The sequence below is a fragment of the Stenotrophomonas maltophilia genome, assembly GCF_013464915.1.
Taxonomy (GTDB): Bacteria; Pseudomonadota; Gammaproteobacteria; order Xanthomonadales; family Xanthomonadaceae; genus Stenotrophomonas; species Stenotrophomonas maltophilia_AT.
On record NZ_RAVT01000029.1, the window covers coordinates 39,305 to 64,089 of the forward strand.

Here is a 24,785-nt window from a genome sequence, read left to right on the forward strand (position 1 = left end):
GGCCCTGCGTAGACTGCCGCCATGTACTGGCTCAGCCGCCACCGGATGCTGTTGCTGACCATCGCGGTGATGGTCGGTGGCACCGTGCTGTGCGCGGTTGCCGCCGGCCACTATGCCTGGCGGCGCGCCCTGGGCGAGGAAAGCAGCCAGGTGCAACGCCAGCTGCAGTTGTACGGCCAGGGCCTGCAGCAGCGCATCGACCGCTTCGGCACGTTGCCGCAGGTGCTGGCATTGGATCCGGACCTGCTGCACGCGCTGCGCGTGCCGCCCTCGCCCACCGAACGGCAGCGGCTGAACCTCAAGCTGCAACGCGCCAATGAAGTCACCCGCGCCTCGACCCTGACCCTGGTCGGCCACGACGGTGTGGCGGTCGCGGCCAGCAACTGGGACCAGCCGACCACCAATGTCGGCGAGAACTACAGCTACCGTCCCTATTACCGGCAGGCACTGGCCAAGGGCCGGGGCCGCTTCTACGGCATCGGCATGACCACCGGCGTGCCCGGCTATTACCTCTCGCAGGCCATCGAGGAAGGTGGCCAGCGGCTGGGCGTGGTGGTGATCAAGGTCGAGCTGTCCGCACTGGAACAGGAATGGTTGAGCAGCCCTGACGTGGTGCTGGCCAGTGACGACCACGACGTGGTGTTCCTGGCCAACCGTGACAGCTGGCGCTACCGCCTGCTGCGCCCGTTGGGCGCCGACGAGCGCCGCGAGATGCTCGATGCCCGCCAGTACGCCGACCGCGCGCTGCAGCCACTGCGTGCGCGCACCGAGGACGTGCTGTCCGACGGCGGCCGCATGGTGCGCCTGCTGGACCCGGCATTGCCGCAGCCGATGCTGTGGCAGAGCCTGGCGCTGCCTGCCGAAGACTGGAACCTGCATCTGTTGCACGATGCCAGTGCGGCCACTTCTGCGGGTCGCGCTGCCGCACTCACCGGCGGTGCTGCGTGGCTTGCACTGGGCTTCCTGGTGCTGTTCGTACAGCAGCGCCGGCGCCTGGCCAAGCATCGCCTGCGCAGCCGCCGCGAGCTGGAAACCCTGCTCAAGCAGCATGCACAGGAACTGCGCACCGCACAGGATGGCCTGCTGCAGGCCGCCACCGATGCCGACAGCGGCCTCAGCCGCAGCCTCGAACACCTGCCGCAGGGCGTGGTGGTCATCGACCGCGAACTGCGGCTGGTGGCGTGGAATTCGCGTTACCTGGAACTGTTCCGCTTCCCGGTGGACCTGGTGCGCGTGGGCCGGCCGATCGAGGAACTGTTCCGCTTCAACGCACGCCGTGGCCTGCTCGGTCCCGGCCCGGTGGACGAGGCCATCGAGCGTCGCCTGAACCACCTGCGCAGCGGCCGCCCGCACATGCGCGAGAGCGAGAAGGACGACGGCACGGTGCTGGAGATCCGTGGCAATCCCCTGCCCGACGGCGGCTTTGTCACCAGCTACGCCGACATCACCAGCTACAAGAATGCCGCGCGCGAACTGCGCTCGCTGGCCGATGCACTGGAGCATCGCATTGCCGAACGCACCCGCGACCTGGACGAAGCGCGCCGCGAGGCCGAGCAGGCCAACCGCTACAAGACCCGTTTCGTCGCCTCGGCCGTGCACGACCTGCTGCAGCCCCTCAATGCGGCGCGCATGTTCGTCTCGGTGCTGCGCGGCAAGCTGAGCGACCCGGCGCAGCAGCAGACCAGCGACCACATCGACGCAGCACTGGCCGCGCAGGACGCGATCCTCAACAGCCTGCTGGATATCGCGCGCCTGGAGTCGGGCAGCCTGCCGACCCGAGTGCAGGCGTTCCGGCTGGGCCCGCTGCTGCAGACGCTGGCGCGCGAGTTCGGCATCGCCGCACAGTCACGCGGGCTGGTGGTCGACTGGGTCGATACCGCTGCGGTGGTGGTCAGCGATGAAGCCCTGCTGCGCCGCATCCTGCAGAACTTCCTGTCCAACGCACTGCGCTACAGCGAACGCGGCCGCGTGCTGCTCGGCTGCCGCCGCCGCGAGGGCCTGCTGTGGATCGAAGTGCACGACCAGGGCCCCGGCATTCCCGATGCGCTGCAGGGCGAAATCTTCGAGGAATTCCGCCGCCTGCACGACGGCCAGCAGCGCGGCGCCGGCCTTGGCCTGGCGATCGTCGACCGCATCGGCCGCCTGCTCGGCCACCCGATCCGCCTGCGCTCGCATCTGGGCCAGGGCAGCGTGTTCGCGGTGGGTGTACCGTTCGGCGAAGCCAGCGCGATTCCCGCTACTGCTCCTGTGCCGGTGCTGGTGCAGGAACCGGCGGCGGACAACCCGCTGCGCGGGCGCCGGGTGTGGGTGATCGACGACGATCCGCACGTCTGCGCGGCCAGCCGCGCGCTGCTGGAACGCTGGGGCTGCGAGGTGATGCTGGCCGATGGCCCGCAGGCCGCACTGCAGCTGGCAAGTATCGCAACCGTGCCAGAGCTGGTGCTGCTGGATGTGCGCATGGGCGATCACCACGGCCCGGTGCTGTACGAGACGTTGGCGCAGCTGTGGCAGGCACGTCCGCCGGTGGTGCTGGTCACCGCCGAGCGCGATGCGGGATTGCGCGAGATGGCCGCCGAACGCGGCTGGGGAATGATGGCCAAGCCGGTGAGACCGCCGGCGCTGCGGGCGTTGATGAGTCAGTTGCTGATCCGGCATCGCGGGTGATTCCCAGCCAACGGCGCAGCCCCTCTACCCGGCCACGGACACGTTCCGTGCGCGTCCACCCACGGAAAAGAAAATGAAGATCAAAAGCGGGTCGCGGCGCTGCGCTTGCTCGTGTAGAGCCGAGCCCATGCTCGGCTTGCGGACTGATCGGAAAGCAGCCGAGCGTGGGCTCGGCTCTACAAAAGGCGGCCTGCCAGGCTGCCTTTGCTTTTGATCTTCTTTTTCTTCTCCGTGGGTGGCAGGCCACCGAAATCTGTCAGAGGCCGATCGGGTTGGGTGCGCGGGGGTGTCAGCCGCATGGATGCGGCTGCCAAGCCTCCAGGGACGGATTCACGGCGTCCCCCGCGCACCCAACCCGACCGGCCCACTCACGGCTTCTGCTTTCAGCGACCAACCCAAACCCACCCACGAGGGGCTGCGCCGTTGGCTGGAAACTACAACCCGATGCCGGCGTCGCCTTCCGGCTCCAGCGCCTTCACCAGCACCGCCGCCTGCGTTCGGCTATGGCATTCGAGCTTTTTCAGGATCGCGGTGACATGCACCTTCACCGTGTTCTCGGCCAACCCCAGCGTGTAGGCGTTCTGCTTGTTGAGCAGGCCATCGGCCAGGCACAGCAGCACGCGGAACTGCTGCGGGGTCAGCTGGGCCAGGCGGCTGGCCAGCAGTGCGTCGGCCTCGGAGCGTTCGGCGGCCATCGCCGGGAACCACAGGCCACCATCCAGAACCGCCTGCACCGCCTCGCCGATGGTCTCGGCCGGGGCAGACTTCGGGATGAAGCCGGCGGCGCCGAACTGCTGGGCGCGGCGGATCACCCGCGGATGGTCGTTGGAGGAGAGAATCACCACCGGGATATCCGGATGCGAGCCGCGCACGTGCAGCAGCGCGGAGAAACCGTGCGCGCCAGGCATGGTCAGGTCGAGCAGCACCAGGTCCACATCCGGATGCGCGTCGAGCGCGGCGGCAAGCGCATCGGCGCTGGCGACCTCGCGCACCTGCGCCAGCGGCAGGCTCTGCCGCAAGGACTGCACCACCGCCGAACGCAGCAGCGGATGGTCGTCGGCGATCAGGATGGTGTATTCGCTCATGCGGCCATTGTACGTGCAGGCCGGAGGCTCAGCGCCCCGCCGGCTCCACGCTGCTGCGCCAGGCATCCAGGAACTGGCGGCGCTTGAGCGCATCGAGGTAGACCAGCAGGCCCGGGCCCAGCTGGATCGGACGACGGCTGCGACCCGGTGCGTCTTCGCCCCGTGCGTTGCCGGTCACGATCGGCATCAGCCGCGCCTCGCGCGACAGCACCTGCTGGCCGCGCGGCGACAGCAGGTAGTCGAGGAAACGCCGGGCTTCTTCCGGGTGCGGGCCGGTGCGCGGAATCACCGCGGTGCGCAGCACCACCAGCGTGTAATCCTCGGGCTCGACAATGGCCAGCGGCGCGCCGGCATCGACACGGGCCTGCGCGTAGGAGCCGAGCACGTTGTAGACCAGCGACAGCTGGCCACTGGCCACCTGGTCCAGCAGCACGCCGGTGCGTTCCTCGCGCACCACGTCGTTGTCACCGAGCGCACCCAGCAACGCACCGGCGATGCTGCCACGCTGTGCGTCCTGGGTGGCAAGCAGATAGCCGACGCTGCTGCGTTCGATGTCATAGGTGCCGACCCTGCCGCGCAGCGGCGCGCCTTCGGCACGCAAGCGATCGAGCAGCTGGCGGCGCGTGTGCGGCACCTTCGCTGCGGTCATCGCGCGGGTGTTGTAGACCATCACCACCGGCTCGTAGCTGATGCCGAAGGCCTCGTTGCGCCACTGCGCCCAGGCCGGCAGCGCGGAGGTCTGGGCCGAACGATGCGGCAGCGCGTGGCCATCGTTGACCAGCTTGGTCTGCAGGTCCATGCCACTGGAGATCAGCAGGTCCGGCGACGCCGGCCCGGCGCGGTCGTGCAGGTAACGCGCGTACAGATCCTGGGTGATGATGTCCTCGTACACCACTTCGGTGCCGGCATGCAGGCGCTGGTAATCGGCGATCACCACCGCGAACACCTCAATGTCGGTGGTGCCATGGATGCGCAGCTGCGCGGTGGGCTTTCCCTGTGCCGGGAAACGGCGCACATCGCCGGGTGCAGCCAGCACCGGCAGCGCCAGCAGCAGGGCAACGGCAGCGGCGAACAGGCGGATCATGGCGTACTCCGGGGCAGGCGGATGGTGGCGATCAACCCGCCCTGCGGGCGGTTGCTGAGATCGATACGGCCGCCGTGGCTGTCGACCACGCGCTTGACGATGGCCAGCCCCAGCCCGGCGCCTCCAGACGGTGCTCCGTCGCCACGTGCAAAGCGCTCGAAGACGCGCTCGGCATCGGCCGCCGCGATGCCCGCACCGTGGTCGGCGATGGTCAGCACCGCCTGCCCGCCGTCGACCGTCAACGCGATCTGCAACGGACCGTCGCCGCCGTACTTCAGTGCGTTGTCGACCAGGTTCTTGATCGCCTCGCGCAGCAGCAGCGCGTCGCCGTGCACCTGCACCGGCTCGGCGGTCATCGCAAGTTGCACGCGCGGTGCCGGTCCGGCCTGCGGCAGGGCTTCATGCAGGGCCTGGTGCACGGTTTCGGCCAGGTCCACCGCCGCAAAACGCTGCAGGTGCGAACGGTGGATCACGCTGGCATCACTGAGCAGCTGGTTGAGCAGGCGGCTCATATGGGTGGCATTGCGCTCGATCGCCTGCAGACTGCGCCGCATGTCCTCCGGGTCGTCGTCGTCCAGCGCCAGCTGTGCCTGCGCACGCAACGCCGCCAGCGGCGTGCGCATCTGGTGCGCGGCCTCAGCCATGAACGCGCGCAGCGTCTCGTTGCTGCTGGACAGGCGTTCCATGAAACGGTTCAGCGCCGCCACCATCTGGTCCATCTCGCGCGGCACGCGCGCGTCCAGCGGCTTCAGGTCGGACGGTTCGCGGCGCGAAAGCTCGCGCTCCACCCGCACCAGCGGCCGGAACGCACGGTGCACCCCGAAGGCCACCAGCGCCAGCAGCAGACCGGACAGCACGCCGATCGCCAACAGTGCGCGATTGACCATGTCCTGCGCGACGGCTTCCCGTGCACGCCGGGTCTGGCCGACCTGCACCTGCACCTCGCCCTGCGCCGAGGCTGCGGCGAAGCTGCGGCCGACCACCACGAAGCGCACGGTCTCGCCGCTGTACGCCGCATCAAACAGCTGCGGCTGCGTGCTGGGCCGACGCGGCGGCGACGGCAGATCGCCATAACCGGTGATCAGCTTGCCGCGGCTGTCGGCCACCCGGTAGAACACGCGGTCTTCCGGGGCCATCGCCAGAAGGTCCAGCGCGGCATAGGGCAGATCAACCTGCCACTGGCCATCGACCAGGGCCACCGAATCGGCGATGGACAGCGCCGAAGACACCAGCAGGTGATCGTAGGAACGGTTCGCCGCACGCTGGCCATAATCGCGCGCGGCAAACAGCAGCGCCACCGCGAACACCGCCAGCAACGCACCGAGGTAGAGCAGCAGCGTGCGCCGCAGCGAGCCCGGCGCAGCATTCGCAGCGCGCGCGTCAGCCATCGGTGTCGGCGCTGCCATCGCTGGCTTCCAGCAGGTAGCCGACGCCGCGTACCGTGGTGATGCGTAGCGGTGCGCCGGCCAGCTTCTTCCGCAGGCGACCAATGTACAGCTCGATGGCATTCGGGCCGGCTTCGTCGTCGAAGCCGAACAGGCCATTGCCGATCTCGTCCTTGCCCACCACCTGGCCCATACGGCCGACCAGGATCTCCAGCAGACGGTATTCACGGTTGGGCAGTTCGATCGGCTCGCCGTCGAGGCTGACCCGGTGCGCGGCGTTGTCGAACTGGAAGCCGCCGATCTGCACCACTTCGCTGGCCTGGCCTCGTGCACGCCGCAGCAGCACGCGGCAGCGCGCTTCGAACTCGCGGAAATCGAACGGCTTGCCCAGGTAGTCGTCGGCGCCCACGTCCAGCGCCTGCACGCGATCTTCGATGCCATCACGCGCGGTCAGCATCAGCACCGGCGTGCTGTCGCCGCGTTCGCGCATGCCGGCCAGCACGCGCAGGCCATCGAGCTTGGGCAGGCCGATATCCAGCACTACCAGATCGAAGCTCTGGTAGCGCAGCACGCTGGCGGCCGCCAGGCCATCGGCCTGCCAGTCCACGGCGTGCCCGCTGCGGCGCATGCGGCGGATGATCGCATCGGCCAGATCCGGGTTGTCTTCGACCAGCAACAGGCGCATGGGCACGACGGTGGGAAGGGAAGCGAATGCTACCGCATGGCGCAGCGTCCGCCCGCCGGGCGTGGCCCTGCGCTACCAGGCAGCGCGCWGGGGTAGCGCWGGGCCATGCCCGACGACCATTTACGCTGCACCGCACAAATCGCTGACAGGACGATGACAGCTACGGCAACCCAGACTGCGGCCGCGCACCGTCCGGTGCCCACGATTGCCGCGCGCCTGGCGCGCACCTGGGAGGGTTTGTGGAATTCACGTTTGCCTGGCGGCGTCCTGCCGCCATGATGGCTCTGGCTGCCCTGTCGGCGCCGGCCTTCGCCGCCGAAGACGACCGTCCGGTCACCGCCACCCTCGGTGGCCGCCTGCACCTGGACTTCGCCACCTTCGACAACGACAACCGCGGCACGCCGAACAAGGACGACACCGAGATCCGCCGTGCCTGGGTCGACGTGTCCGGCAAGTTCTTCGTGGTCGACTACAAGCTGGAAGCCGATTTCTCCGGCGACCGCGTCGAGGCCAAGGATGTGTACCTGGCACGCAGCTTCGGCAAGGCCGGCAAGCTCACCGTCGGCCAGTTCAAGCAGTACTTCTCACTGGATGACCGCACCAGCTCCAACTACGGCAGCTTCCTGGAGCGCGGCAACGCCGGCACCACGCTGGCGCCGCTGTACCGCCTGGGTGCGTCATGGCAGGCCAACCCGGGGGACTTCACCTGGGCTGCCAGTGTCTACAGCCTGGAAAGCATCGACGCCTGGCAGGTGAAGGGCCGCGCCGCCGGTGGCCGCGTCACCTGGGCACCCTCGCCCAGCGATGGCGACGTGCTGCACCTGGGCCTGTCGCTGGCCCGCGAGGCCTATGACAACCCGGGCGCCAATGGCGTCCCCGGCCTGAAGATCCGTCCGCGCCCGGCCGGCCACCTGTCCGACGAGAGCCGCCTGACCCTGGTCGACTTCTCGGCCGGCCGCGATACCGACGTCAACAAGTGGTCGCTGGAATACGCGCAGGTGCGCGGCCCGCTGTCGTGGCAGGGCGAGTTCAGTGGCGCCACCTTCGATGACGGTGCGCAGCGCGGCGATGTGATGGCCGCCTACGGCATGCTCAGCTGGTTCGTCACCGGCGAAAGCCGCGCGTACGACCGCAAGACTGGCCGCTTCGCGCGGGTGAAGGACATCCGCCACAAGGCCGGTGCCTTCGAAGTGGCGCTGCGCTATGACCAGATGTGGGGCGCACAGCACCTCGACGGTGCACCCGACCTGCGCCGCGGCAGCACCGAAGCATGGACGCTGGGTGGCAACTGGTACCTGCGCGACAACCTGCGCTTCATGCTCAACGTGATCGAAAGCCGCAACCGCGACCGCCTGGCCGGGGTCACGGTGGACCGCACGCGCGCGGTCACCGGCCGCCTGCAGTACGACTTCTAAGCCCGGCATCCCGGGCACGCCGCCCGGGCCCCTTCCACTCCCCCACGTCCTGTTCTCGCAAGGAGTCCGCAGATGATGCTGAGCATCCTCGGCTTTGGCATGGTCATTACGTTCATGTACTTGATCATGAGCAAACGCCTGTCGCCGCTCGTCGCCCTGATCACCATCCCCATCCTGTTCGCGCTGATCGGCGGCTTCGGCGCCGGTATCGACGAGATGATGCTGGAGGGCATCAAGAAGATCGCGCCGACCGGCGTGATGCTGATGTTCGCCATCCTCTACTTCGGCGTGATGATCGACGCCGGCCTGTTCGATCCGCTGGTGCGGGTGATCCTGCGCTTCGTCAAGGGCGATCCGATGAAGATCGTGCTCGGCACCGCGGTGCTGGCGATGCTGATCTCGCTGGACGGCGATGGCTCGACCACCTACATGATCACCGTCTCGGCGATGCTGCCGCTGTACCAGCGCCTCGGCATGAACGCGTTGAACATGACCTGCGTGACCATCCTGGCGGGCGGCGTGATGAACCTGACCCCGTGGGGCGGCCCGACCGCACGCGCGGCCACCGCGCTGCACGTGGACCCGGCCGATGTGTTCGTGCCGCTGATCCCGTCGATGGTGATCGCCTGTGCCGGCGTGCTGCTGCTGGCCTGGTACCTGGGCCTCAAGGAGCGCCGCCGCCTCGGCGTGGTGACCCTGCCCAAGGGCGGCAGCTGGATGGACAACAGTGTGTCCGACGACAGCAACGCGCTGCCGACCGTGGAAGACGCCGAAGACATCAAGCGCCCGAAGCTGCTGTGGGTGAACCTGGCCCTGACCGTGGCGCTGATGACCGCGCTGATCATCGGCGTGCTTCCGATGCCGGTGCTGTTCATGGTCGGCTTCGCCATCGCCCTGGTGATCAACTACCCGAACCTGGCCGAGCAGCGCCGCCGCGTGGTCAACCACGCCGGCAACGTGCTGTCGGTGGTGTCGCTGATCTTCGCCGCAGGCATCTTCACCGGCATCCTCAACAACACCGGCATGGTCGAAGCGATGTCGCACAGCTTCCTGGCCGTCATTCCGGAATCGTGGGGCCCGTACCTGGCGGTGATCACCGCCGTGGCATCGATGCCGTTCACCTTCTTCATGTCCAACGACGCCTTCTACTTCGGCGTGCTGCCGATCCTGTCCGAGGCGGCCAGCAACTACGGCATCACGCCGGTGGAAATGGCGCGCGCCTCGCTGGCCGGGCAGCCGGTGCACCTGCTCAGCCCGCTGGTGCCGTCCACCTACCTGCTGGTGGGCCTGGCCAAGGTCGAATTCGCCGACCACCAGAAGTTCACCCTGAAGTGGGCCATCGCCATCTCGATGCTGCTGATGGTCGGCAGCCTGCTGTTCGGCCTGTACCCGCTCGCTGCCTGACCCTCTACCAAGGAGCCTTCTGCAATGACGCTTCGAATCGCTTACGTCACCAGCGGCATGGGCAGTGTCGGTACTGCCATCTGCCAGAGCCTGGCCCGCAGCGGCCACACCGTGGTTGCCGGCTGCGCGCCGAACTCGCCGCGCAAGGCCAACTGGCTGCGCGAGCAGCGCGAACAGGGCTTCGACTTCATCGCCTCCGAAGGCAACGCGACCGACTGGGCCTCGACCAGCGCCGCGTTTGCCAAGGTGCGCGCCGAAGTCGGTGAAGTGGACGTGCTGGTCAACAACTCCGGTGGCAGCCGCGACCTGCTGTTCCGGCAGATGACGGTGGAGGACTGGAACGCGGTGATCGCCTCCAACCTCAATGCGCTGTTCAACCTGACCAAGCAGGTGGTCGACGGCATGGCCACGCGGGGCTGGGGCCGCATCATCAACATCGGTTCGGTCAGCGCCCACAAGGGCCAGATCGGCCAGGTGAACTACGCCACCGCCAAGGCCGCGATGCATGGCTTCAGCCGTGCGCTGGCCGCGGAAGTGGCCTCGCGCGGGGTCACCGTCAACACGCTGTCGCCGGGCTACATCGCCAGCCAGGCGATCAGCAGCTTCCCGCCGGACGTGCTGGACCGGCTGGCCGCCTCGGTACCGGTGCGCCGCCTGGGTCGTCCCGAGGAAGTGGCCGGCCTGTGCGCATGGCTGGCGTCGGATGAAGCCTCGTATGTGACCGGTGCCGACTACGCCGTCAACGGTGGCCTGTACATGGGTTGAGCCCGTCTCCACGCAACGCGTGGACCGCCTCCCCCACGGAGTGCGCGGGGCCGGTGAACCTTCGCTCGCGAGGGTGATCCGGCCCCTTTTTCATCTGGCTGCAGGACACGCGCGGCCGCCCTGCATCGTTCGTTGGTTTTTCGTAAAGAAGGTTTCATGTTCCGTTCGCATAGTGGCCATGCACCGCGCACGCGTGCCGGTGACCACCCCCAATGCAACGGACCACCATGCAGACCCGACACCTGACGATCGCCGTGGCGATCGCGCTCTCCGCCGCCGCCAGCGCACATGCCGCCACCGCCGCCGATACCGGCGCCACCGCCAGCACCGATGCCGCGCTGAGCGCGCAGACGCTGGATACCGTCTCCGTGATCGGCCAGGGCGAGACCCGCCAGGTGCAGCGCATCACCGCCGTCGACAAGCAGGTGCTGCCGCCGGGCACCAGCGGCCAGAAGATCCTCGACCGCCTGCCGGGCGTGTCGGTGCAGTCCAACGACGCCTTCGGTGCCAACGAGGAATCGCAGACCATCAGCCTGCGCGGCTTCGACAAGAGCCGCCTCGGCTATACGCTGGACGGCATCCCGCTGGGCGACAACAGCTACGGCAACTACAACGGCCTGAGCATCGCCCGCGCGATCATCGCCGAGAACCTGGCCGGTGCCGAGCTGTCGCAGGGCATCGGTTCGCTGGGCGTGGCCTCGACCAGCAACCTGGGCGGCACCATCCAGTACTTCTCGATGGACCCGTCCACCGAATTCGGTGGCCGCGCCAGCGTCACCGTTGGCGACGACAGCCAGCGCCGTGGCTACCTGCGCGTGGATACCGGCGACATCAATGGCTTCTCGGCCTATGTGTCCGGCGTGCACCAGGACCAGGACATGTGGGCCGCGCCGTACCAGAACCAGACCACCCGCCAGTTCAACGCCAAGGCGGTGTGGAACGTCGGCGACCACCGCTTCGGTGCGTTCGTGGCCACCTCGCGTGCCAGCCAGGCCAACTACGCCTACCTGTCCAAGGACATGCTGGCACGTGGCCTGGGCTACGACTGGAACATCTATGCGCCGGACTGGGATCGTGCCGTCGCTGCCGCGTACTGCGCACCGGGCACCTACAACAAGGCACGCTGCACGTTCAGCGGCGGCGTCAACAGCATCGACGATGCCTACTACCAGAGCCGCGCACTGCGTGACGACAACCTGTACTCGGTCGATGCCGACCTGCGCCTCGGTGAGCAGGGCCGCCTGAAGTTGCTGGCCTACCATCATGACAACCGTGGCCAGGGCCACTGGTGGGCGCCGGGCCAGCCGTCCTACCCGGGCACCGACAGGATGCTGCCGATCTCGATCCGCAGCACCAACTACACGATCAACCGCGATGGCCTGACCGCCGCACTGTCGTGGACGGTCGGTATCCACGAGCTGGAAGCCGGCCTGTGGTACGAGCAGAACGACCACAACGTGTCGCGCAACTTCTACTACATCAGCGGCCCGTTCCTGGACGACCTGTATCTGAAGAACCCGGACCGCCTGCTGTTCAACCAGGACTTCGACATCCGCACGCGCCAGTTCTACGTGCAGGACCGCATGCGCTTCCTGGACCAGCGCCTGACCGTGGACGTGGGCATCAAGAGCCCCAACACCCGCATGCGCGCCACCGCCCAGCCGGGCGTGGAAACCAGCATTGCCTCGGGCACGCTGACCGCCAAGAAGTCGGTGCTGCCGCAGGTGGGCCTGGGCTTCAAGCTCAACGCCAACAACGAGTTGTTCGCCTCGTACGCCGAGAACATCGCCGCCTTCGTCGGCGGTGGCAGCGGTGGCCCGCTGCAGGTGTCGCCGGAATCGTTCGCGGCCAGCGCCGGCCTGGAGCCGGAGAAGTCCAAGAGCCTGGAGGCCGGCTTCCGTACCTTCGGCGAGAAGTACCAGGCCTCGATCGCGGCCTACAACGTGAAGTTCGACAACCGCCTGCTGTCGCTGAACCCATGTTCCAGCATCGAAGTCGGCACGCGTCCGGAGTGCGTGACGCGCTTCATCAACGTCGGTTCGGTGAAGAGCCACGGTGCGGAGCTGACCTTCATCCTCAAGCCGATCGACGGCCTGCAGTGGTACAACGCGCTGTCCTGGAACAAGACCACCTACGAGGATGACTACACCTCGGGCGGCGCCATCGTTCCGGTGGCCGGCAAGATCACGGTGGATACGCCGCAGCGCATGGCCTCCAGCGAGATCAGCTGGAACCGCGACGGCTTCTTCGCCAGCCTGCGTGCTAAGTACACCGGCAAGCGCTACTACACCTACACCAACGACCAGTCGGTGCCGGGCGTGACCACCTTCGATGCCGGTGCGGGCTACGACTTCGGCCCGGGCCTGGGCCTGCGCAACGTGCGGGTGTCGTTGAATGCAACCAACCTGACCAACAAGCGCTATGCGGGCCAGCTGAGCTCGTTCGCACCGACCGATCCGAAGGGCACGCGGTATGCGATCCATGCGAGCGCGCCGCGGCAGCTGTTCATGACGGTGGCGGCGGAGTTCTAAGTCAGAAGCGTTGCCCCGCGGCGTCTTGATTGTCGTCGGGGGGCAGGGCCGGATGGGCCGGCGCAGGACACGCCGTGAACCCATCCATGGGGGCTCGATGGCGCCATCCATGGCGCCAACGGTCCTGCGCCGGCCCATCCAACCCTGCTCGACGGTTTCCCGCGCCACGGTGCGGAGGGCAAAGAAGAGCAAAAGCAAAGAGCCGGGCAATGCCCGGCTCTTTGCTTTTCAAGCTTTTCAAACGCAATCCCTCTGGTGGATTGCTGGCCGTCTCGCAGGAAATTGTCTGGAGCGGGGGGCTTGCGCTGGCCAGGACCGTCCACGGCATGGATGCCGTGGCCGAGCCTACAGGGACGTACTTGCGGCGTGTCCTGGCCAGCGCAAGCCCCCCCGCTCTCTCCGATATCAATCAAGACGCCACAAGCCGCCAACGCATTTCATTCCGGCGCCAGCTGGTCCATCCGTATCCGGTTGGCGAACAGCGAGAACGCCAGCATGCCGGCCAGGCCGTTCGCCCGGCTCACCCAGTGCGGCAGCCAACGCGGCGGCTTCAATACACCGGCCTCGAACAACGGCGCGAACGCGATCGCATCGGTCAGGCTCATCTTGCCGGCGAACAACCAGCGGCAGACCTGAAGCCGATCCTCGGCCAGCATGTGGCGGAAGAAGGTGTGCACCGACACCAGGCCGCGCAGGTACACCGTGTCCTTGGTGAAGGCCAGGCCGCCACTCGGCGGAACCCCACGGAACACGCGCTGCGCCGAAGCGAAGCTCTCTTCGGCGTTCTGCCCGGCATCGCAGAAGTAGCGGAACACCTCGATGAAATCGGCGCCTTCGCGGGCCATCGCGATCGCTTCGGTGCGCAGGCTGATGCGCTTCAGGCGCTCGATGTCGATGCTGCCGGTGATCTGCTCGGCAAACGTCGCCAACCCTTCCTGGGTAGCGGTCACACGCGGCGACGACAATGCCAGGCTGGGCAGCACCGGCTGTTCGCGGCCATTCAATGCGGTCAGCGAATGCACCAGTGCTTCATGGTGGAACAGCTGCGCGCGGTCGTAGGCGCTGAAGCGCGCACTGGTGCGCAGGCGGATGCGGGTCGGGCCGGCAGCGGCCTTGGACACCAGCTCCGGATCAAGCTGCACCTGGATGATGCGCGATTCGAAGAACGCATCGAGGTCATTCTGCAGCTGCAGCTGCAGGGCAATGGCCGAGACCGGCACCTGCTCTTCCGGCGCCAGCAGTTCGTGATCGAGTTCGGCAGCAATCTGGATGAAGTGACGCGCCGCTTCGCGCGTGCTTGGGCCATTGCCCGGCAGCGGCTGCTCGGGGGCGCCGAACAGCTGCACCGAACAGGTATCGACCGCAGCCGTGCCCAACCCTTCCAGCAGCTGTGCGGCCAGGTCCCAGCTCTGCGCCGACTGCCGCACGTAGTGGCCCAGCGGATGAGTGTCATCGCAGTCGGCGGCGATCGCGGCCAGTGCGCGGCGCTCTTCGCTGAAATCCAGCCTCGGGTAATCCACCTTGGGCAACACCGGCTGCCCACGTGCCACGCTGTCCAGGAACGGTGCCTGCAGCGTTGCCGGCCAGCTGGTCAGGCCCAGCAGGCGGATGCCTCCCACGGCCTCGACCAGGCGCGCGTCGAGCGCTGCATGGTGGGCCACGTCACGGTCCAGCGTCGCGGTCGGTTCCATGGGCGGACTATAGCGCCCTGCCCGCGCGTTGGTAGGTGCCGACCATGGTTGGCATCTACCAGGAGCGGGCAGAAGCGGGCTCGGGATGCATCCATTGTAGAGCCGAGCCCATGCTCGGCTGCCTTGTTACCGCCGGCGCGGCTTTCCGGCCGGGCGGAACTGCTGGCCCTTGCCCTTCTTGCCACCACGCTCCTGCGCGGTCTCGGCCTGGCGGACCGCCAGCTTGGCAGCGGCGGCGGCCACTTCTTCCTTCAGCTTGAAGTAGTTCAGCAGCCGGCTCTCCTCGATCTCGCCGGCCTCGATCGCGGCACGCACGGCACAGCCCGGTTCCTGCTGGTGCTTGCAGTCGTTGAAGCGGCACTGTGCGGCCAGCGCTTCGATATCGGCGAAGCCACCTTCGGACAGCGTCTCTTCACCGGTCGGCTTCAGCTCGCGCATGCCGGGGGTGTCGATCAGGCAGGCGCCGGTCGGCAGCGGCATCAGCGCGCGATGGGTGGTGGTGTGTCGTCCGCGCGAATCGTTGGCACGCACCGCGTTGGTCTTCATCCGCTGCTCGCCGAGCAGCGTGTTGGTCAACGTGGACTTGCCGGCACCGGAGGAACCGACCAGCACCACGGTGCGGCCCGGGCCCAGCCACGGCTGCAGCACGGCAACGCTGTCGGCATCCAGGCCGTTGATCGCATGCAGGGCGATGCCCTGCATCTCCAGCTCTTCCAGCACCGCCAGTGCGTCTTCGCTGTACTCGGTCTGGTCGGCCTTGGTCAGCACCACGACCGGCTCGGCACCGCCACCGCCGACCAGCAGCAGGTAGCGCTCGATGCGGCGCGGGTTGAAGTCGGCATCCAGGCCACAGACGATGAACACCGTATCGATGTTGGCCGCGATCACCTGCTGGTGGTAATGCTCGCCTGCCGCACCGCGCTTGATCGCGGTACGCCGCGGCAGCAGGGCGACGATGCGGATGCCGTCGAGCAGCACCCAGTCGCCCACCGCCGGCCGTTCATGGCTGGGGAAGCGCGGGCGCTGCCATTCCGGCAGCGACTCGGCCTTGATCGAGGCGTCCGGGCCATCGGCCACCACGTAGTGGGTGCGGTGCTGTTCGATCACCCGTGCCGGACGGGCCTGCGGGTGCGCGGCCATCGCGGCCTGCCAGTCGGCCTGCTGCGCCGGGCCCGGCCAGGGCCAGCCGATGGTCTGCAGGGCGATGAAATCGGGGGTCTGGGTCATCGCCGCCATTCTACCTGTGACGGCGCCCTGCCCGCCCAGCAGTGACGGGCCCGGAGCCCTTGCCATGCATTGCAGCAATTCCGGTAGGATGGAAGCCCCATGCCTTTTGACGGCCCAGCTCCCATGTCCACCCACTCGCCCAAGCCCCTGGCCATCCGCGAGCGCCTTTCCGAAGTGCGCTACGAAATCCGCGGAGAACTGGCGCGGCGAGCCCGGGAGCTGGAGGCGCAGGGCCGCAAGCTGATCAAGCTCAACATCGGCAATCCGGGCGCTTTCGGTTTCCGCGCGCCCGAGCACCTGCAGCGCGCGATCGCCGACGACATGGGCCGCACCGACCCGTACACCCACCAGCAGGGCCTGCCGGTGGCGCGCGAAGCCATCGCCAGCTACTACGCCCGCCGTGGCGCGCCCGATGCACATCCGGACCGCGTCTTCCTCGGCAACGGCGTCAGCGAGCTGATCGACCTGTCGCTGCGTGCGCTGCTCAACCCGGGCGATGAAGTGCTGGTGCCCTCGCCCGACTACCCGCTGTGGTCGGCTTCGACCATCCTCAACGATGGCCGCCCGGTGTACTACCGCTGCGCGCCGGAGAACGGCTTCCAGCCGGACCCGAGCGAGATCGAGACGCTGGTCTCTTCGCGCACCCGCGCCATCGTGCTGATCAATCCGAACAATCCCAGCGGCGCCAGCTACCCGCGCGAACTGCTGGAGCACGTGGTAGAGATCGCGCGCCGCCACAACCTGCTGCTGCTGGTCGATGAGATCTACGACCAGATCCTGTACGACGACGCAGTGTTCCAGCCGGTCGCGCCGCTGGCCGGAGACCATCCGTGCCTGACCTTCAGCGGCCTGAGCAAGGTGCACCGCGCCTGCGGCTGGCGCGTGGGCTGGGCCCACCTCAGCGGCGACGATGCCCGCCTGGGTGACTTCCGCGCCGCGCTGGACCTGTTGGGCGCGCTGCGCCTGTGCGCCAACGTGCCGGGCCAGTACGCCATCGAGGCGGCGGTGAACGGCCCGGACACCATCTCCGAGCTGTGCACGCCGGGCGGTCGCCTGTATGAAACCCGCCGCGCGGTGATCGAGGCCTGCGAAGCCAGCGAGCACCTGTCGCTGGTCGCGCCGGCCGGCGCGCTGTACGCGTTCCCGGCCGTGGTCGGCGCCGCTGCCAAGGGCTTCGACGACCACAATTTCGCGCTGGACCTGATGAACAACGAAGGCGTGCTGGTGGTGCCGGGCTCGAGCTTCAACGTGCCCTACCGCCATCATTTCCGCGTGACCCTGATGCCGGAAGCCTCGGTGATGCGCGACGTGTTCGCCCGCATCGACCGCGTGCTGGCGCGGCGGGCCGAGGATGCGACCAAGGTCGTGCCGCTGAAGCCGCGCCGCTCGGTGGCCTGACCTGTGGCGCTGTCCTACCTGGCGCTGGGCGATTCGTACACCATCGGTGAAGCGGTTGCCGTCGAAGGCCGCTGGCCGCACCAGCTGGCCGCCGCACTGCGTGCGCAGGGCATCGACCTGTCCGACCCGCAGACCATTGCGACCACCGGCTGGACTACCGACGAGCTCGATGCGGGTATCGACGTAGCTGTACCGCAGGGTCCGTTCGATTTCGTCAGCCTGCTGATCGGCGTCAACAACCAGTACCGCGGGCGTCCGCTGGACGAGTACCGCAGCCAGTTCCAGACGCTGCTGCAGCGGGCGATCGGCTTCGCCGGCGGCAATGCCGGCCGCGTGCTGGTGCTGTCCTTCCCCGATTGGGGCGCCACCCCATTCGGGGCCGGCAGTGGCCGCGACCTGGCCGCGATCGAGATCGAGACCGACGAGTTCAATGCCGCCGCCGAGGTGATCAGTACCCGGCACGGTGTGGCCTTCGTCGACATCACCGACATCAGCCGCGCGCAGGGCGAAGACCCGACGATGATCGCCGAGGACGGCCTGCATCCTTCAGCGCGGATGTACGCGCTGTGGAGCGCGCGCGCGCTGCCGGTTGCCACGCATCTGCTTGGCGGCACGGACTGAGACGATGGACGGCACGCCACGGAACGGCCCGCCCCTGCCCTGTGCTCCCCTGACGACCCCGCAGGCCCGCTTGATCGCCGAAGCGTTCCGCCCGGCGCAGGCCTGGGGCAGCCGCCGCGACTACTACTACACCCGCGGCAAGCTCGGCAGCGATCCGCTGTACGACGGCGTGCTGCAGCATCTGCCTGACGACGGGCAGCCGGTGCTGGACCTCGGCTGCGGGCTGGGCCTGTTCGCCCATGTACTGCGCCAGCGCGGCGGCACCCAGCGCTACCTGGGCGTGGACGTGGATGCGGGCAAGATCGCCCGCGCGCAACGTGCCGCCGTTGAGCTGCATGACGTGCGCTTCGACTGCGTGGACGTGCAGGCGCCACTGCCGGCGCAGGCCGGGCACGTCCTGCTGCTGGACGTGCTGCAGTACCTGGACGCGGGCCCACAGCAGGCACTGCTGCGCGCGGCCAGTGCGCGGGTGGCCCCCGGCGGCTGCCTGCTGCTGCGCACGCCGCTGGCCACCGGCGATGGCCGCGACCGCACCACGCGGGTGGCGGACCGGCTGGCCTGGCTGGTCGGCTGGATGGGCACGCGGCCGCGCCACTACCCCGATCCACTGGTACTGCAGACGACGCTTGCCGAAGCGGGATTGCAGGTGACCGCCCCCCGGCCGCTGCATGGGCGTACGCCGTTCAACAGCTGGCTGCTGGTGGCCAAACGCCCAGAAGCGTAGCGCCGAGCCCACGCTCGGCTGCTCCCAGCGACCAGAACCCTGGGTTACAGGGCCGGCAACTCGGCCTTCAAGCCGCGCTCGTCCAGTGCCTGCAGCACGCGCTCGATGATCACCAGGTTGTGCCCGTGGGCGGCACCCTCGTGCAGCAGCACGATGGCGCCCGGGCGCAGGTCCGGCAACAGCCGCGCCAGCACGCCCTCCGGCGTGCAGCCGACGCCGTCGTAACCGCGGGCACTCCAGCCCACGCGCACCAGGCCCAGCGCCTTCAACACCGGCGCCACGAACGGATTGGTCATGCCCACCACCGAGCGGTACCAGCGCACCGGATGCCCGCTCAGGGCCTGCAGCGCATGCTGGCAGCCCTCGATCTCGGCGCGCATCGTCGCCGGGCCCAGGCGCCAGAAGCGGGCCTGCGGGTGGCTGAGACTGTGATTGCCCAGGTCGTGGCCACGGCGCAGGATTTCGGCCACCAGTTCCGGCTGCGCCAGCGCACGGTCCCCCACCAGGAAGAAGGTCGCACGCGCGTGGTAGCGGTCCAGCAGGTCGAGCACGGCGCGGGTTTCCGGGCCGGGGCCGTCATCGATGGTCAGCCAGACACTGTTGCCGGCCCCCGGCATCCGGCTCAACACCGGCGCGTAGAAGCGGCTGTTGGGCAGGAACACCGGCACCATGAACAGTGCGTGGCTGGCCACCATCAACGGCAGCCCCCAGTGCCAGCCGGCCAGGGCCCAGACCAGGATCACGGCCAGCTGCGACGCCACCAGCCAGGGCAGCCAGCGCCACGGCCGGGTCGGGATGCGATGCAATGTTCCTGCGTTGCTCATCCCCCATGATGCCATGGGGGTTAGAATCGATGATTCGAATTCCCGGAACCCCGACGTCCATGTCCCTCGATCCCGCCCTGCGTTCGCGCATCGAATCCATCCTCAACGCCAACCGCGTCGTGCTGTTCATGAAGGGCCAGCCGTCGATGCCGCAGTGTGGTTTCTCGGCCAAGGCCGTGGGCGCGCTGCAGGACCTCGGCGTCGAGTTCGCCCACGTCAACGTGCTGGCCGACCAGGAAATCCGTGAAGGCATCAAGGCCTATGGCGACTGGCCGACCATCCCGCAGCTGTACATCGACGGCGAACTGGTCGGCGGCAGCGACATCGTGCTGCAGATGGCTGCCAGCGGCGAGCTGAGCAGCGTGCTGGGCCTGGCCGCACCGGACCGCACCCCGCCGAGCATCACCGTCACCCCGGCGGCCGTGGAAATGCTCAAGGGCGCGCTGGCCGACGCTCCGGGCGCTGCCCTGCAGCTGAGCATCGACGCCGGCTTCCAGCCGAACTTCCAGCTGGCCCCGCATGACGAAGGCGCGATCGCTGCCGAATCCAATGGCCTGCGCGTGCAGTTCGACCTGTCCAGCGCCCGTCGCGCCAACGGCATCACCATCGACTGGGTGGACGACATCCGCGGCAAGGGCCTGGCCATCGACAACCCGAACGCGCCGAAGCCGGTACAGGAAATCAGCGTGCGCGATGCCGACGACCTGGTGCGTGCCGGCAACATCACCCTGGTGGACGTGCGCCCGGCCGACGAGCGCGCCATCGCAGCCGTCGGCGTGCCGTTCAAGAGCTTCGACGGCAACGGCCGTGCGGAGCTGGAAGCCCTGCCGAAGGACACCGCACTGGCCTTCATGTGCCACCACGGCGGCCGCAGCGCACAGGCTGCCGAGCAGTTCCGTGCACTGGGCTTCACCAAGGTGTTCAACGTCACCGGCGGCATCAATGCCTGGTCCGAAGACGTCGACAACGGCGTGCCGAAGTACTGATCGGCCAGCCCACGGAGTCAGAGCCCTTTCCTGCGGAAAGGGATCTGACCCAGCACGAAAAACGCCGACGAACGCCGGCGTTTTCTGCATCCACGCACGGCGTGGATCTAGCCCGCGAACCCGCCTTCGGCCAGGTAATCCAGCTCTTCGGCCGTGGGGAGGCGACCGAGCACGGCATTGCGATGCGGGAAACGACCGAAGCGGCGGATGATGTCGCGGTGCAGTTCGGCGTACTGCAGGTACTCCTTGTCACCCAGCACGTCGAACATCGCCACCGAACGGTCCTGGTCCATCGGATCCTCGGAGTGCTCGAACGGCAGGTAGATGAAGGCGCGCAGCTTCGGTACCAGCTGCAGGTCCAGGCCTTCCTCGATGGCGCGCATGGCGTAGTGCCGGGCCAGGCCATCGGTGGCGTAGGAATGGGCGGTCCCACGGAAGCAGTTGCGCGGGAACTGGTCCAGCAGCAGCATCAGCGCCAGCGCCCCTTCGGCGCTGCCCAGCCAATGCTCGCGCGCGCGCGAAGCCGCGGCGAAATGCTCGTCCAGGAACAACTGGCGGAACTGCGCGTCGAACGCATCGTCGCGGGCGAACCACTTCGCAGGGCCCGCTTCTTTCCAGAATTCCACCACTTGCGCGGCAACGTCCATCACCTACTCCCCAGGGCCGGCGCGCCGCGCCAGGCCATCATCATCATTCGTCGAAGCGCAGGTGGCGGACCGACTTGCCGTTGCGCCGGATAAGCTTAAGCGCCTCGATACCGATCTGGATATGGTTTTCCACGAACTGGGAGCTGACCTTGGCATCGGAGGCCTCGGTCTTGACCCCATCGGGGATCATCGGCTGGTCCGAGACCAGCAGCAGCGCGCCACTGGGGATGTGGTTGGCGAAGCCGGCGGCGAACACCGTGGCCGTTTCCATGTCGATGGCCATGCAGCGCATCGCCCGCAGCCGCTCCTTGAAGGCCTCGTCGTGTTCCCATACCCGGCGGTTGGTGGTGTAGACGGTGCCGGTCCAGTAGTCGTGGCCGAGGTCACGGATCATGGTCGAGACCGCACGCTGCAGCGCGAATGCCGGCAACGCCGGTACTTCCGGCGGCAGGTAATCGCCCGAGGTACCCTCGCCCCGGATCGCAGCGATCGGCAGCACCAGGTCGCCCAGCTGGTTCTTGCGCTTGAGGCCACCGCACTTGCCCAGGAACAGCACCGCCTTGGGCATCACCGCCGACAGCAGATCCATGATGATCGCGGCATTGGGGCTTCCCATGCCGAAGTTGATCATGGTGATGCCGTCGATCGTGGCGCTGGCCATCGGCCGGTCCAGGCCGATGACGGGCGCACCGGTCAGCTCGGAAAAGGTGTGCAGGTAGCCGCCGAAGTTGGTCAGCAGGATGTGCTGGCCGAACTGGTCCAGGGGCACGCCGGTATACCGGGGCAGCCAGTTGTCGACGATTTCCTGCTTGCTCTTCATGGGCGGTCCGGTACGGCGGGGGACCGGGTATTTTCAGCCACCCGGCCGGTGCAGTCGAGCCGCCGTCGAGCGCCCTGTGAAGAAGGTCACTTGGCAAGCCCGCCGCCACCGGGCTAGCGTCGGCGGTTGGACCAGGCTGCAAGGGGAACTGCATGGCATCGACGTTGTTGCGCGCCGGGGTGGCCCTGGCACTGCTTTCATCAAGTACGGCTCCGGCGGTGGGTGCCTCGCGCTTCGTCGCCGACCCCTACCCCAGCACCTACCAGGCCCATCCCGATGCGCCGGTGCTGATCCAGAACGCCACGGTGCTGACCGGTACCGGCCAGCGCCTGGACAACGCCGACGTGCTGCTGCGCGACGGCCGCATCGTCGCCGTTGGCCGCCAGCTGCAGGCCGATGCGGGCGTCACCCGCATTGATGCACAGGGCAAGTGGGTCACCCCCGGCCTGATCGACGTGCATTCGCATCTGGGTGTCTACCCCAGCCCGGGCGTGGGCGCGCACAGCGACGGCAACGAGGTCACCGCACCGGTCACCGCCAACGTCTGGGCCGAGCACTCGGTGTGGCCACAGGACCCGGGCTTCGCAACGGCGCTGGCCGGCGGCGTGACCAGCATGCAGGTGCTGCCCGGCTCGGCCAACCTGGTCGGCGGCCGCGGCGTGACCCTGAAGAACGTCCCGGCCATCACCTACCAGGCGATGAAGTTCCCCGGCGCACCGTGGGGCCTGAAGATGGCCTGCGGCGAGAACCCCAAGCGGGTCTACGGCGAAGGCAAGGGCGTGGCCCCGGCCACGCGCATGGGCAACGTGGCCGGCTACCGTGCCGCCTTCATCGATGCCGCCGACTACATCGCCAAGAACAAACCCAAGCCGGCCAAGCGCAAGGGCTGGTTCGGCAGCGACAAGGGCGACAGCGCCGGGGATGCCGGCGGCAAGCGCGATCTCAAGCTGGACACGCTGGCCGGCGCCATCGAGGGCGACATCCGCGTGCACATCCACTGCTACCGCGCCGACGAAATGGCCACCATGCTCGACCTGGCCAAGGAGTTCGGCTTCAAGGTGGCCGCCTTCCACCACGGCGTGGAGGCCTACAAGCTGGCCGACCGGCTGGCCGCCGACGGTGTCTGCGGTGCGCTGTGGGCCGACTGGTGGGGCTTCAAGATGGAAGCTTTCGACGGCATCCAGGAGAACATCGCGCTGGTTGACCGGCCGAAGAACAGCTGTGCCATCGTCCATTCCGATTCGCCCGAGGGCATCCAGCGCCTCAACCAGGAAGCGGCCAAGGTCATGGCCTCCGCGCGACGTGCACGCATGCCGGAGATCACGCCCGAACATGCCATCACCTGGATGACCGCCAACGCCGCCAAGGCGCTGGGCATCGAGGGCCAGACAGGCACCCTGGAGGCCGGCAAGATGGCCGACGTAGTGGTGTGGAACGGCAACCCCTTCAGTTCCTACGCGCTGGCCGAGCAGGTCTTCATTGATGGCCGCAGGCTGTACGACCGTGGCGCGCCGGCGAGCACGCCGCGTTCCGATTTCCAGCTTGGCCAGGAGGTGCGCTGATGGGCGTGTTGAACGAGCGTCGCCGGGCATGGCCCGGCGCTACCGTGGTGGCGTTGCTGTTGCTGGCAACCACGGCATCGGCGCAGGACCTGCTGGTGCGCAACGCGACGGTGCACACCGCCAGTGCGCGCGGCAGCCTGCAGAGCGCCGATGTGCTGGTCCAGGGGGGCATCATCCGCGCGGTCGGCCCCGGCCTGTCCGCACCGGCCGGAGCGACCGTGGTCGAAGCCAACGGCCGGCCGCTGACCCCGGCCCTGTTCGGTGGCATCACCGAGACCGGCATCGAAGAGGTCTCGGGTGAATCGAGCACGGTGGACAGTTCGCTGAAGCTCGGCGAGCAGCCTTTGCGCCCGGAGTTCGACGTCACCCTGGCCTACAACCCGGCCTCGGTGCTGATCCCGGTGACGCGGCTGGAGGGCTTCGGCTTCACCGCACTTGGGGCCGCCACCGGTGGTGGCTTCGTGGCTGGCCAGGGCGGCGTGATGCGGCTGGACGGCAGCGTCGACCCGATCGGCCCGCGCGCGCTGTTCCTGCGCCTGGGCTCGGCGGCATCGGAGCTGACCGGGCATTCGCGCGCCGCGCAATGGATGCTGCTGCAGCAGATGGTCGACGAGGCACGCGGCCAGGTGGCTGCGGATTCACCGCACGCGCTGTTGACCCCGGCCGGGCGCCGCACGCTCAGCCGCTACCTGGCCGGCCAGGGCCGCATCGTGGTGGAGGTCGATCGTGCCTCGGACATCCGCCAGCTGCTGCGCTGGGCCGCGCGCGAGAAGGTGAAGATCGCGATTGCCGGTGCCGGCGAAGCCTGGCAGGTCGCGCCGGAGCTGGCCGCCGCCCAGGTGCCGGTGTTCGTTGACGTGCTGGCCAACCTGCCGGCCAGCTTCGACCAGATCGGCGCCACCCTGGAAAACGCCGCACGCCTGCAGCGCGCCGGCGTGCCGGTGTCGTTCGTGCAGCGCGGCGACGCCACCCACAACGCGCGCAAGATGCGCCAGCTGGCCGGCAATGCCGTGGCCAACGGCCTGCCCTGGGCCGACGGCCTGGCTGGGCTGACCCGGGTGCCGGCACAGGCGTTCGGCGTGGCCGACCAGATCGGCAGCATCGAGCCGGGCAAGCGCGCCGACCTGGTGCTGTGGGAAGGCGACCCGCTGGACGTGGCGCACTATGCCGAACAGGTCTGGCTGGGCGGCCGCACGATGCCGATGCGCTCGCGCCAGACCGACCTGCGTGACCGCTACCTGCAGCGCAACGCGCAGCCCTGACCACT

General features: G+C 68.2%; 20 protein-coding genes. 11 read left to right on the plus strand and 9 right to left on the minus strand.

Going from position 1 to position 24,785, the window contains the following annotated elements:
• The first annotated feature begins 21 nt into the window (after positions 1-21).
• Entirely contained in the window at positions 22-2,664 is a 2,643-nt protein-coding gene (locus D7T59_RS10960) for a hybrid sensor histidine kinase/response regulator (protein WP_180852376.1), read from the plus strand.
• A 434-nt stretch (positions 2,665-3,098) separates the two neighbouring features.
• Here the strand turns inward: D7T59_RS10960 and D7T59_RS10965 are convergent, their stop codons facing one another.
• The 4 genes from D7T59_RS10965 to D7T59_RS10980 are packed head-to-tail and all read right to left on the minus strand — an operon-like array spanning position 3,099 to position 6,903.
• The gene (locus tag D7T59_RS10965) at positions 3,099-3,749 is read right to left on the minus strand and encodes a response regulator (protein WP_180852377.1); all 651 of its coding nucleotides are present in this window, start codon (positions 3,747-3,749) and stop codon (positions 3,099-3,101) included.
• Between the two features lie 28 nt (positions 3,750-3,777).
• Positions 3,778-4,833, minus strand: coding sequence for an ABC transporter substrate-binding protein (locus D7T59_RS10970; protein ID WP_180852378.1), 1,056 nt, complete (start codon positions 4,831-4,833; stop codon positions 3,778-3,780).
• Positions 4,830-6,221, minus strand: a complete 1,392-nt coding sequence (locus D7T59_RS10975; RefSeq protein WP_164137803.1) for a sensor histidine kinase — start codon at positions 6,219-6,221, stop codon at positions 4,830-4,832. The genes D7T59_RS10970 and D7T59_RS10975 overlap by 4 nt, the downstream gene beginning before the upstream one ends.
• Positions 6,214-6,903 (minus strand): response regulator transcription factor, encoded by a 690-nt coding sequence (locus D7T59_RS10980; RefSeq protein ID WP_164137800.1) that lies wholly within the window; start codon positions 6,901-6,903, stop codon positions 6,214-6,216. The genes D7T59_RS10975 and D7T59_RS10980 overlap by 8 nt, the downstream gene beginning before the upstream one ends.
• A gap of 275 nt (positions 6,904-7,178) precedes the next feature.
• Here D7T59_RS10980 and D7T59_RS10985 point away from each other — a divergent pair, with 275 nt between their 5' ends.
• The 4 genes from D7T59_RS10985 to D7T59_RS11000 all read left to right on the plus strand — a co-directional run bounded on the left by D7T59_RS10985 (position 7,179) and on the right by D7T59_RS11000 (position 13,018).
• Positions 7,179-8,318, plus strand: coding sequence for an OprO/OprP family phosphate-selective porin (locus D7T59_RS10985; RefSeq protein WP_180852379.1), 1,140 nt, complete (start codon positions 7,179-7,181; stop codon positions 8,316-8,318).
• A 75-nt stretch (positions 8,319-8,393) separates the two neighbouring features.
• Complete coding sequence (locus D7T59_RS10990; protein ID WP_164137802.1) at positions 8,394-9,722, plus strand: CitMHS family transporter; 1,329 nt, start codon at positions 8,394-8,396, stop codon at positions 9,720-9,722.
• A 24-nt stretch (positions 9,723-9,746) separates the two neighbouring features.
• The gene (phbB, locus tag D7T59_RS10995) at positions 9,747-10,487 is read left to right on the plus strand and encodes an acetoacetyl-CoA reductase (RefSeq protein WP_005414435.1); all 741 of its coding nucleotides are present in this window, start codon (positions 9,747-9,749) and stop codon (positions 10,485-10,487) included.
• Positions 10,488-10,714: 227 nt separating this feature from the next.
• Complete coding sequence (locus D7T59_RS11000; protein WP_164137798.1) at positions 10,715-13,018, plus strand: TonB-dependent receptor; 2,304 nt, start codon at positions 10,715-10,717, stop codon at positions 13,016-13,018.
• Between the two features lie 437 nt (positions 13,019-13,455).
• Here D7T59_RS11000 and D7T59_RS11005 read toward each other — a convergent pair whose 3' ends face one another.
• Positions 13,456-14,709 carry a flavohemoglobin expression-modulating QEGLA motif protein gene (locus D7T59_RS11005; RefSeq protein ID WP_164137797.1) on the minus strand — a complete coding sequence of 418 codons (1,254 nt, stop codon included), beginning with the start codon at positions 14,707-14,709 and terminating at the stop codon, positions 13,456-13,458.
• A 126-nt stretch (positions 14,710-14,835) separates the two neighbouring features.
• Positions 14,836-15,945, minus strand: a complete 1,110-nt coding sequence (gene rsgA / locus D7T59_RS11010; RefSeq protein WP_032129866.1) for a ribosome small subunit-dependent GTPase A — start codon at positions 15,943-15,945, stop codon at positions 14,836-14,838.
• Between the two features lie 114 nt (positions 15,946-16,059).
• Here rsgA and D7T59_RS11015 point away from each other — a divergent pair, with 114 nt between their 5' ends.
• The 3 genes from D7T59_RS11015 to D7T59_RS11025 are packed head-to-tail and all read left to right on the plus strand — an operon-like array spanning position 16,060 to position 18,679.
• Complete coding sequence (locus D7T59_RS11015; RefSeq protein ID WP_180852380.1) at positions 16,060-17,334, plus strand: pyridoxal phosphate-dependent aminotransferase; 1,275 nt, start codon at positions 16,060-16,062, stop codon at positions 17,332-17,334.
• Between the two features lie 3 nt (positions 17,335-17,337).
• Positions 17,338-17,955 (plus strand): SGNH/GDSL hydrolase family protein, encoded by a 618-nt coding sequence (locus tag D7T59_RS11020; protein ID WP_164137795.1) that lies wholly within the window; start codon positions 17,338-17,340, stop codon positions 17,953-17,955.
• 4 nt (positions 17,956-17,959) lie between these two features.
• Positions 17,960-18,679 (plus strand): class I SAM-dependent methyltransferase, encoded by a 720-nt coding sequence (locus D7T59_RS11025; protein WP_180852381.1) that lies wholly within the window; start codon positions 17,960-17,962, stop codon positions 18,677-18,679.
• Between the two features lie 44 nt (positions 18,680-18,723).
• On the opposite strand, the gene D7T59_RS11030 is transcribed toward D7T59_RS11025, so the two are convergent.
• Complete coding sequence (locus tag D7T59_RS11030; protein WP_180852382.1) at positions 18,724-19,503, minus strand: polysaccharide deacetylase family protein; 780 nt, start codon at positions 19,501-19,503, stop codon at positions 18,724-18,726.
• A 59-nt stretch (positions 19,504-19,562) separates the two neighbouring features.
• Between D7T59_RS11030 and grxD the strand changes: the two genes are divergently transcribed.
• Entirely contained in the window at positions 19,563-20,489 is a 927-nt protein-coding gene (gene grxD, locus D7T59_RS11035; RefSeq protein ID WP_164137792.1) for a Grx4 family monothiol glutaredoxin, read from the plus strand.
• A gap of 107 nt (positions 20,490-20,596) precedes the next feature.
• Here grxD and D7T59_RS11040 read toward each other — a convergent pair whose 3' ends face one another.
• Positions 20,597-21,136, minus strand: coding sequence for a DUF924 family protein (locus D7T59_RS11040; RefSeq protein ID WP_024956045.1), 540 nt, complete (start codon positions 21,134-21,136; stop codon positions 20,597-20,599).
• Between the two features lie 43 nt (positions 21,137-21,179).
• On the minus strand, positions 21,180-21,956 hold the full coding sequence (locus D7T59_RS11045; RefSeq protein ID WP_005414446.1) for an AMP nucleosidase: 777 nt from the start codon (positions 21,954-21,956) through the stop codon (positions 21,180-21,182).
• A gap of 152 nt (positions 21,957-22,108) precedes the next feature.
• Here D7T59_RS11045 and D7T59_RS11050 point away from each other — a divergent pair, with 152 nt between their 5' ends.
• Both D7T59_RS11050 and D7T59_RS11055 read left to right on the plus strand, forming a co-directional pair.
• On the plus strand, positions 22,109-23,518 hold the full coding sequence (locus tag D7T59_RS11050) for an amidohydrolase (protein ID WP_180852383.1): 1,410 nt from the start codon (positions 22,109-22,111) through the stop codon (positions 23,516-23,518).
• Positions 23,518-24,780, plus strand: coding sequence for an amidohydrolase family protein (locus D7T59_RS11055; protein ID WP_180852384.1), 1,263 nt, complete (start codon positions 23,518-23,520; stop codon positions 24,778-24,780). Before D7T59_RS11050 ends, D7T59_RS11055 begins: the two co-directional genes overlap by 1 nt.
• Positions 24,781-24,785: the final 5 nt, after the last annotated feature.